General features: G+C 71.8%; 11 protein-coding genes. 7 read left to right on the top strand and 4 right to left on the bottom strand.

Going from position 1 to position 9,133, the window contains the following annotated elements:
- From N4P33_RS28655 to N4P33_RS28670, 4 genes are all read right to left on the bottom strand, one after another.
- Positions 1–667: hypothetical protein (locus N4P33_RS28655; RefSeq protein WP_260829751.1), on the bottom strand; the 667-nt coding region annotated here is incomplete at its 3' end.
- A 192-nt stretch (positions 668–859) separates the two neighbouring features.
- On the bottom strand, positions 860–1,900 hold the full coding sequence (locus tag N4P33_RS28660) for a C40 family peptidase (protein WP_260829752.1): 1,041 nt from the start codon (positions 1,898–1,900) through the stop codon (positions 860–862).
- A 229-nt stretch (positions 1,901–2,129) separates the two neighbouring features.
- Entirely contained in the window at positions 2,130–3,473 is a 1,344-nt protein-coding gene (locus tag N4P33_RS28665; RefSeq protein ID WP_260829753.1) for an NYN domain-containing protein, read from the bottom strand.
- Positions 3,474–3,540: 67 nt separating this feature from the next.
- A complete protein-coding gene (locus N4P33_RS28670; RefSeq protein ID WP_167994558.1) occupies positions 3,541–3,780 on the bottom strand; it encodes a hypothetical protein in 240 nt (79 codons plus the stop codon).
- Between the two features lie 162 nt (positions 3,781–3,942).
- Between N4P33_RS28670 and N4P33_RS28675 the strand changes: the two genes are divergently transcribed.
- The 7 genes from N4P33_RS28675 to N4P33_RS28705 all read left to right on the top strand — a co-directional run.
- Positions 3,943–4,683, top strand: a complete 741-nt coding sequence (locus N4P33_RS28675; protein ID WP_260829754.1) for a rhomboid family intramembrane serine protease — start codon at positions 3,943–3,945, stop codon at positions 4,681–4,683.
- Complete coding sequence (locus tag N4P33_RS28680; protein WP_260829755.1) at positions 4,680–4,961, top strand: Lrp/AsnC family transcriptional regulator; 282 nt, start codon at positions 4,680–4,682, stop codon at positions 4,959–4,961. Before N4P33_RS28675 ends, N4P33_RS28680 begins: the two co-directional genes overlap by 4 nt.
- Positions 4,962–5,073: 112 nt before the next feature.
- Positions 5,074–5,355 carry a small secreted hydrophilic protein gene (locus tag N4P33_RS28685; protein WP_260829756.1) on the top strand — a complete coding sequence of 94 codons (282 nt, stop codon included), beginning with the start codon at positions 5,074–5,076 and terminating at the stop codon, positions 5,353–5,355.
- On the top strand, positions 5,315–6,778 hold the full coding sequence (locus N4P33_RS28690) for an ATP-binding protein (protein ID WP_260829757.1): 1,464 nt from the start codon (positions 5,315–5,317) through the stop codon (positions 6,776–6,778). The genes N4P33_RS28685 and N4P33_RS28690 overlap by 41 nt, the downstream gene beginning before the upstream one ends.
- Complete coding sequence (locus N4P33_RS28695) at positions 6,775–7,437, top strand: response regulator transcription factor (RefSeq protein ID WP_260829759.1); 663 nt, start codon at positions 6,775–6,777, stop codon at positions 7,435–7,437. Before N4P33_RS28690 ends, N4P33_RS28695 begins: the two co-directional genes overlap by 4 nt.
- 57 nt (positions 7,438–7,494) lie before the next feature.
- Entirely contained in the window at positions 7,495–8,910 is a 1,416-nt protein-coding gene (locus N4P33_RS28700; protein WP_260829760.1) for an SLC13 family permease, read from the top strand.
- Positions 8,911–8,934: 24 nt separating this feature from the next.
- Positions 8,935–9,133, top strand: a 199-nt coding sequence (locus N4P33_RS28705) for a glycerate kinase (protein ID WP_260829761.1), incomplete at its 3' end; no start/stop codon positions are given.

Below are 9,133 nucleotides of genomic sequence, written 5' to 3' on the forward strand. Positions count from 1 at the left end.
CCGGGGCGGCGCCGCCCAGGTCCGGCAGGTCCGTACGGCTGGAACGGGTGGCGCGGTCGTAGGCGGCGCGCTCGGCGCCGGGCAGGGAGTCGAGCAGCCGCCGGGCCTCGGCGAGCTTGCGCTCGACGGTCTTCTTGTGCGCGGCCGTGGCCTTGCGGCTGCGCTCCAGCTCGGCCAGCTTCCCGGACGCGGCCGTGCGCTGCTGGGCGAGGGTGCGCAGCGCCTGGTGGAGCTGTCTCAGCTCACCGGCCTGGCGTCCGGTGATGCGGTCCAGCACGGAGGCCTTGTCGAGGTAGTCCGCCGGGTCGTCGGAGAACAGCAGCTCCAGGGCGGGGTCGAGGCCGCCGGAGCGGTACTGGGCCCCGGCGAGCGAACCGAGCGATTCCCGCAGGGTGTTGACGCGTTCCTGCTGGCGGGCGATCTCGTCCTGGGCGGTGCGGATCTGCCCGCGCAGGGTGTCGGCGCGCTCGTCGGCCTTGTTGTAGGCCTCGGTCGCCTTCTCGGCCTCCCGGTGGAGGCGGTCCACCTCGGACCGGGTGTCACCGGCGGGCTCGGCCGTGGCCGGTACGGCGGCCAGGACGGCGGCGGCCGCGGACAGCAGGCCGACGGCGACGGTGGCGCCCCGGTCGAACCCGAAGGACGGTGCAAGGCGGCGATGGGACCCCACGGGAAGCCGCGCTCCTTCCGCTGGCGGACAGGGAAACGCGGCAGACAGTAGCCCCGAGCCCGGCGGCCGACCAATGACCTCGGCCGCCACACACGGTGACGCCCCGCCCAAGACGCAGGTCACAGGCGGGGCGGACGCTTGCCGGGCGGCGTGGTGATTCCCCCGAACGGAGGCACGGGACCCGGGGTTCGGTCAGACGCGGACGCCGAACATGAACGGGCCGCCGATGGTGTTCATCGACTCGTAGCGCACGACGGTGCCGGTGCGCGGGGCGTGGATGATCTGGCCGTTGCCCGCGTACAGGCCCACGTGGTGCAGGTCGTTGAAGAAGAACACCAGGTCGCCGACCTTGAGCTGGCTCACCGAGTAGATCTTGGTGCCGGCCCCGGTCTGGGCCTCCGAGGTGCGCGGCAGGCCGACGCCGGCCTGCGCGTACGCCCAGGAGGTCAGGCCCGAGCAGTCGAAGGAGGACGGGCCGGTGGCGCCGTAGACGTAGGGGCTGCCGAGCTTGCTCTGCGCGGCGGCGAACGCGGCGGCGGCGCGGCCGGAGCCGGGCGGGACGTTGCCGCTGAGGGCGTCGCGCTCGCTGGCGCGGGTGGCGCGGTTCTGCTCCTCGGCGAGCTGCGCCTTCTGCTCGGCGGTGAGGCTGTTGAGCAGCTTCTGCGCGGCGGCGAGCTTGCCCTGGACCTCTTTCTTCTTCTTGCCCAGTTCGGTGCGCGTGGAGGCGAGGTCCTTGAGCTTGCCGGCCGCCTCGGAGCGCTGCTGGGCGAGTTCGCGCTGCTTCTCCTGGATCTTCTTCAGCGCGTCGACCTGCTGGGTGCTCAACTGGTCGAGGGTGGACGCCTTGTCGAGGTAGTCGTCCGGGTCGGAGGAGAGCAGCAGCTGGACGGAGGGGTCTATGCCGCCGCTGCGGTACTGGGCGCTGGCCATCGAACCGAGGCCGTCGCGCAGTTCGTTGAGTTCCTGCTGACCGCGGGCCACGTCGTCCTGGATGGTGGAGATCTCCTTCTGGAGCTTCTCCTGCTTCTCCTTGGCCCCGTTGTACTTCTCGGTGGCCTGTTCGGCCTGCTCGTAGAGCTTGTCGACCTTGGCCTTGACCTCGTCCTTGCTCGGCTTCTCGCTCGGAGCGGCGTTGGCGGCCTGTGAGCTCAGGGCGACAGCGGCTGCGGCAGCGGTGGTGAGCACGGTCACACGTGCGCGGCTCGGCTGCTTGGGACGACGGTGGGACGCCACGGAGACGAGCTCCTTCTCGAGAGTGATCGCGCGGTCGCGGGTTCGAGCAGACCCTAATGATGTTCCTGTGATCAGTTCAAATCCCCGGCCATAAAATCTCCACTACAGCGCGTTTATTTACCTTCAACTCACCTGCAGTGATGTGGGATTGACGCTACGTTGCGTGACGGTTCCGTCAATTCGGGCATAGCGCAGCTACGTTGCACGGGGGACGGAAGTGATCCGAGTATCAGGAAAGCCGCTTGAGAAGCACCGCTGAGGCGACCGGCCGGGCGCCGGCGCGGGCGACCCCGTCGGCGACCTCGCGGTCGGTGGAGGCGACGATGACCGGCCGGCCCGGCGGTTCGGCGCGCACCAGCTGGCGGATCAGCTCGTCGGCGGTGACCCCGGGCTTGGAGAACAGCACCCGCACCCCGCGCGGCGGCGCGAGCAGCACGGGCGCGGCGAGCTCCGCCCCGTCGAAGACGCAGGTCACCTCGGCGCCGGTCTGCGCGGCGAGCTGGGCGAGCTGGCCGAGCAGCCTGAGCCGCTGCTTCTCCAGCGGCATCTGGGGATAGCCGGTCTTGGTGACGTTGTAGCCGTCGACGACCAGATGCGCCTGCGGCAGCGCCAGCAGCTGGTCGAGGATGGCCGGGTCGTTCTCGGACAGCGCGCGGGCGGCGATGTCCTTCGGGGTCATCCGGCCCGGCTCGACGGCGTCCACGGTCTCGGCGGGCCGCACGGACACCGGCGGCAGGGCGAGTTCGCGGCGCAGCCCCTGGGCCGCGTCGAGCACGGTGTCGAGCAGCAGCCGTACCCGCATGTCCTCCACGCTGCGGCCCTCGCGCGCCGCCCGGCGGGCCGCCTCCAGCGCGGCCTCGGTCTCACCGAGCCGGGCCTTGAGCCGCCGGGTCTCGCTCTCGGCGGCGGACACCTGGGCCTGCCCCTCGGCGCGCACGGCCTCCATCTCGCCCTGCAGCTTGCGCAGCGCCGCCTCGCCGCGCTTGACGTCGCTCAGCGCGCTGCGCAGCTTGCGGTGCAGCGACTCGGCTTCCTTCTTCGCCGCCTCCAGCTCGCCGCGCAGCCGCTCGGTCTCCGACTTGGTGTGCTCGCGGGCCCGCGCCAGCTCGGCGCGCAGCCGCTCCAGCTCGACCCGGTTCTCCTCGTCGGCGCGCTCGGCGTCGGCCCGCTGGGCCTCCTCGCCGGCGGCGGTCACCAGCTTCACCCAGCCCGCCGGGCGCAGTACGTAGGCCGCGGCCGCCACGTCGAGCGGGTCCGCGGCCGGGGGCGGGGAGCCTGAATCGAGAGCGCCGGTCAGTTCCGGCTGGGCCTCTCTGAGCTTCTCCCCGATCCGCTGCCGGAACAGCGGATCGGTCTCCAGCGCGGCGGCCATGGCGTTGCCGGCGAATTTCGCCCGCCGGTTCGGGGCGAAGCGCGCGTACTGCCTGAGCTGGGCGGGCAGCTCGGCCACGGTCAGCCCGCCGAAGCCGTCGGAGACGATCTGCACGACGCGGCGGCGCACTCCGTCGGGCAGCGGACGGTCGAGCACCTCAGCGGCGCCGTCCTGCGGCCCCCCGCCCTCGGTCTCCACCATCCGTCACACCCCAATGCCTGTGTGTGACCCCGCGAGCGGGGTCACCGTCAGCGGGGCCCGCTCCGCTTCAGGAGCCGGCTCCCGGCCTGTCCACGAGTTCCACCTGGTCCACGGCGTTGCACCAGCGGCACCGCACCGACTCGATCGTCTCACTGAGCACCTCGCGCTCCTCGACCTTCGGCTCACCGGCCAGATCGAGGTGGACGTACTCCACGACCTTCGACGAGCGGGTCACGTCGAAGCGGGTGAGGTTGCCGCAGAGCGTGCAGCGCCACCGCGTCGTGGCGGTCGGCAGGGGAACCGTCATCGTGCCTGTGCTCTTTCCTCTAGGTCTTCTATTGTCGGCGACGCCCGCGCGCGGGGCGTCATGGCTCGTAACCCTACGGCCTGGCGGCTCCTCGCCGCCCGCCTGTCCATGGCGGCGAGGCGGTCCGTACGGTTGCGTCCCGTTACGTCATGCTCTGTAGGCATGATCCGCAACTGGAGCGCGGTGGCCGCCCGGGCGAGGAGCCACCGCCCGTCGGCACCGGTGACCCACACCCTCATCGTCCTGTGCTGCGTGGTCTTCCTGATCGGACCGGCCTCGGGGCTCAATCCGGTGTACGGCACCGGGGACGAGCTGCTGGCGGCGCAGCGGGCCTACTTCCGGCGCTGGGGCGTGATCCCCGCAGACCTGTTCGATGGTTCCCCGGAGGCCGCGCTCACCCCGGCCACGGCGCTGTTCGTGCACGGCAGCTGGGTGCATCTGCTGGGCAACATGCTCTTCCTCCACGTCTTCGGGGCGATGACCGAGGCGCGGATGGGCCGCGTGCGGTTCACCTTGTTCTACCTGGGCTGCGGCTACCTCGCGCTGCTCGGCTACGCGGCGGCGAACGCGGACTCCGGGCAGTCGCTGGTGGGCGCCTCCGGGGCGATCTCGGCGGTCCTCGGCGCGTTCCTCTTCTTGTTCCCGCGGGCCCGGGTCACCAGTCTTCTGCCGTTCCTGTTCTTCCTGCCGGTGCGCTTCCCCGCGTGGGTCGTCCTGCCGTTCTGGGCGGTCCTGCAGTGGGCGGCGGCCCGGCAGCAGGCCGCGGGCGGTCCCGGGGTGGCGTATCTGGCCCACCTGGTCGGCTTCGGCCTCGGCTTCGTCTTCGCCTGGGTCCGTTTCGGCCGTGGGACTAGAGTGAAGGCCGCCCCTGCACCGGCCCCCGAGGGAGAGAACCAGCCGTGATCACCGCGATCGTCCTCATCAAGACCAGCGTGGACCGGATCCCCGAGATCGCGGAACAGATCGCCGCGCTGGAGAACATCAGCGAGGTCTTCTCCGTGACGGGCACGTACGACTTGATCGCCATGGTCCGTGTGAAGGAGCACGAGGACCTGGCGGAGGTCATCCCGGGCCGGATCAGCAAGATCCCGGGCGTGGAGGGCACGGACACACACGTGGCGTTCAGGACGTACTCGCAGCACGACCTGGAGGCGGCCTTCTCAATCGGCCTGGACAACTAGCGCCCCAAAGGGGCGCGGGGAACTGCGCGACCAGCCACGACGCACCCGCAGATGAAGACTTCCTCATCCACCCTTCATCCTCGCACCTGAATGCCGGGGCAGGATCGAAGTCATGGTCTTCTCACGGCGGATGGCAGCGCTGGCGGCTGTCGTCCTCATCCCCCTCGGCATCGCAGCCACCAGCTTCGCCCTCACCGACAGCCCGGCGGAGCCCAAGGTGCCCGCCAAGGTGGAGCTGGAGAGCGGCTCTCCGACACCGGCCCCCAGCACCACCCCCAGCCGCCCGGGCTCAGCGCCCAGCGACCAGGTCGTGTCGCGGCCCCCGGTGACCGACGCCCCCGCGGACGAGGACGATGACGACGACGCCGACGACGGACCCGGCGACGACGGGTGACCGTGAGCGCCGGCGGATATCGGCGCGGCTCCGCATCCTGCTCTGGCTGCTGCTGGTGATGGCCGTCGCCCTCGCCTCCGTCGCCGCCACCACCCGCTCGATCCTGCTGCGCGACACCGACCAGCGGATCAACGGCCTGCTCGCCCAGGAGGCCCGGGAGTTCGCCGGTTTCGAGGAGCAGGGCTTCGACCCGGAGACCGGCCGCAGGTTCACCGACCCGGGCCGGCTGCTGCGGGTCTTCCTGCAGCGCCAGTACGCCGATCTGGACGAGGAGCTGATCGGCCTGGTCGGCGAGCCCGGCACCAGCCCGGCGCAGATCATCCAGCAGCGCGAGATCCCGGTGAGCCTGCCGCTGCACAAGGACGCGGACGCCCGCCGCCGTATCTTCGCCTCGCCCGACTCCACCGGCACCCTGCACCGCCCGGAGGGCGAGATCCGCTGGGCGAAGGTCACCGTGGCGCGCTACGGCGGCGAACCGGCGGCGGCGTTCGTCGTCGCGTTCCACCCGGGACGGGAGAAGGCCCGCGCGGACGAGGTGTTCCGGGTGCTGCTCGCCATCTCGGGGGTCGCCCTGCTGATGACGACCGGTATCGCCTGGGTGGTCGCGGGCCGGATCCTGAAGCCGGTACGGCTGGTTCGCACCACCGCCGCGCAGCTCACCGAGCAGGACCTGACCCAGCGCATCCCGGTGCACGGCAACGACGACGTGGCCGCGCTCGCCGAGACCTTCAATGCCATGCTCGACCGGCTGGAGCGCGCCTTCGCCGCCCAGCGGCAGTTCGTCGACGACGCGAGCCACGAACTGCGCACCCCCATCACCATCGTGCGCGGCCATCTGGAGCTGATGGGCGACGACCCGGCCGAGCGCGAGGAGACGGTCCGTCTGGTCACCGACGAACTGGACCGGATGAGCCGCATCGTGGAGGACCTGCTGCTGCTCGCCAAGACCGAACGCCCCGACTTCATCACCCCCGAGCCGGTCCAGCTCGCCGAACTCACCGCCGACGTCTACGTCAAGGCCCGCGCGCTCGGCGAACGCGACTGGCGGCTCGCCGAAGTCGCCGAGGGGGAGGCGCGGTTGGACCCGCAGCGGATCACCCAGGCGATGGTGCAGCTGGCGCAGAACGCCGTGCAGCACACCGCCCCCGGCCAGGTCATCCGCATCGGCTCCCGCACCGAAGGCACCCGCGTCGCGTTCTATGTCGCCGACTCCGGCCCCGGGGTCCAGCCCCAGGACCGTGAGCTGATCTTCGAACGCTTCCGGCGCGGCATCTCCCGCCGCGGGGCGCACGGCTCGGGCGCCGGGCTCGGCCTGTCGATCGTGAAGGCGATCGCGGAGGGCCACGGCGGCCTGGTCCGCCTGCACGACACCGACGGCGGCGGCGCCACCTTCGTACTCACCCTGGAAGAGGCACCCACGTGAACCGGATTCTGATCGTCGAGGACGAGGACCGCATCGCCTCCTTCGTCGAGAAGGGCCTGCGCGCCAACGGCTTCACCACCACCGTCGTCCCCGACGGCGAGACCGGCTTCGCGTACGCGCTGACCGGCGGCTTCGATCTGGTCGTGCTGGACATCGGGCTGCCCGGCCGGGACGGCTTCACCGTGCTGCGGGAACTGCGCGAGGCCCGGGTGACGACCCCGGTGATCGTGCTGACCGCCCGGGACTCCGTACGGGACACGGTGGCCGGTCTCGAGGGCGGCGCGGACGACTGGATGACCAAGCCGTTCCGCTTCGAGGAGCTGCTCGCCCGGGTCCGGCTGAGGCTGCGGACGGCGGCCCGCGCCCCCGAGGTGACCGTCCTGAAGTCGGGCGACCTCACCCTGGACCTGCGCACGCGCAGGGCCCGCGCCGGGGAGCGCACCGTCGACCTGACGGCCCGTGAGTTCGTCCTCCTCGAACTGTTCCTGAGGCATCCGGGACAGGTCCTGTCCCGCGAGCAGATCCTGTCCCACGTGTGGGGCTACGACTTCGACCCCGGCTCCAACATCGTGGACGTCTATGTCCGGGCCCTGCGCAAGAAACTGGGCGCGGAGAAGGTGGAGACGGTACGCGGCATGGGATATCGGCTCCCTTCGTGAAATTTCCTTCATGCCGGGCTCATTGAGCGCTCACGCCGGGAGTGAACGCTCGATGACGTGACCCTGAATCCCCGTCTGAGCGTGGCCCTGTGTGTGGCCCTGTCGCTGTGCGCGCTGCTCGCGGTGCCCGGCAACTTCCCCGGGCTGAGCGGGGACGCGCGTCTCACGCTGGCCATATTCGCGCTGGCGACCTGCGCCTGGATCGGCACACCCGTCGACGACACGTATATCGCGCTGGGCGCCGGGCTCGCCCTGACCGTGACCGGGGTGATCAGCAGCGACACCCTCTTCGGCACCCTCGGCGACTCCACTGTGTGGCTGCTGATCTGCGCGTTCGTGCTGGCCGCCGCCGTGACCCGGACCGGGCTCGCGGGACGGGCGGCGGCCTTCCTGGTCGGCGGGGCGCGCACGGTACGGCAGTTGGTGCATCTGACGACGGCCGCGCTGGTCGTCACCGCGTTCGCGGTGCCCGCCACCTCGGGCCGGGCGGCGCTCGCCCTGCCGGTGTTCCTCGCCCTCGCCAAGGCCCTGGCGGACCGCGGGCGGCTGGTGGTGATGCTGGCGCTGCTGTTCCCGACCGTGATCCTGCTGTCGGCGGTGGCGACCCTGATCGGGGCGGGCGCGCATCTGATCACCGTGTCGGTGCTGTGGGAGGCGACCGGGGAGCGGGTCGGCTTCACCGAGTGGCTGCTGCTCGGGCTGCCGCTGGCCGTCGCCTCCTCCCATCTCGCCGCCGAGACGGTCCTGTTGACCACCACCCGGCGCGCGGACCGCAAGGGCCCGGTGCGCATCACCGCCGAGGAGATCCAGCGGCACAGCGACCGCCCGGTCACCGGCCCGTGGACCCAGGCCGAGAAGCGCTGCGCGGCGCTGCTGGGCACGGTCGTCGTCCTGTGGTGCAGCGAGCCGCTGCACCGGGTGCCGCCGGCGGTGGTCGCGCTGATCGGCGCGGTGGTCGCCGCCTCGCCCGCGCTGGGCACCGTACGGCTGAAGGACGCGCTGCGGACGGTTCCCTGGTCGCTGCTGCTGTTCATGGCGGCGACGATGGCGATGGGCGTGGCGCTCTCCTCGTCCGGCGCGGCGAAGTGGCTGGTGGGCGGGCTGCCGTCGGGGGTGTCCCCGGTGGTGTTCCTGGCGGTGGTGATCGCGGTCAGTACGGCGGCCCATCTGGTCCTGCAGTCCCGCTCCGCCCGCTCCTCGGTGCTGGTCCCGCTGGTGGTCGTGGCGGCCGTGGGCGCCGGGGTCAATCCGGTCGCGGCGGCGCTCGCGTCCACGGCCGCCGCGGGCTTCTGCCACACGCTGCCCGCCTCCGCCAAGCCGGTCACGCTGTTCGCCGACGTCCCCGGCGTCCCCACCTACACCCCGCGCGATCTGCTGCGGCTGTCCGCCGTGCTGGCCCCGCTGACCGCCGCCCTGGTCCTGTTCTTCACCGTCGCCGTCTGGCCCCTGCTCGGCGTCTCTGTCACCCGTTAACGCGTGAACCACCGAGGAGTATGCATGCTCACCCGTGTCGTCGTAGCCCCCAGCGGCTTCAAGGAGTCGCTGTCCGCCCAGGCCGCCGCCGACGCCATCGCGGCGGGTGTCCGCCGGGTGCTGCCGGACGCCGAGATCGACCGGATCCCGCTGGTGGACGGCGGTGAGGGCACCGCCTCGGCGCTGGCCGCGGCGACCGGCGGCCGGCTGGTCGCGCTGGCCG

This window comes from Streptomyces sp. 15-116A (assembly GCF_025290915.1).
In the GTDB taxonomy this organism is placed as follows: domain Bacteria; phylum Actinomycetota; class Actinomycetes; order Streptomycetales; family Streptomycetaceae; genus Streptomyces.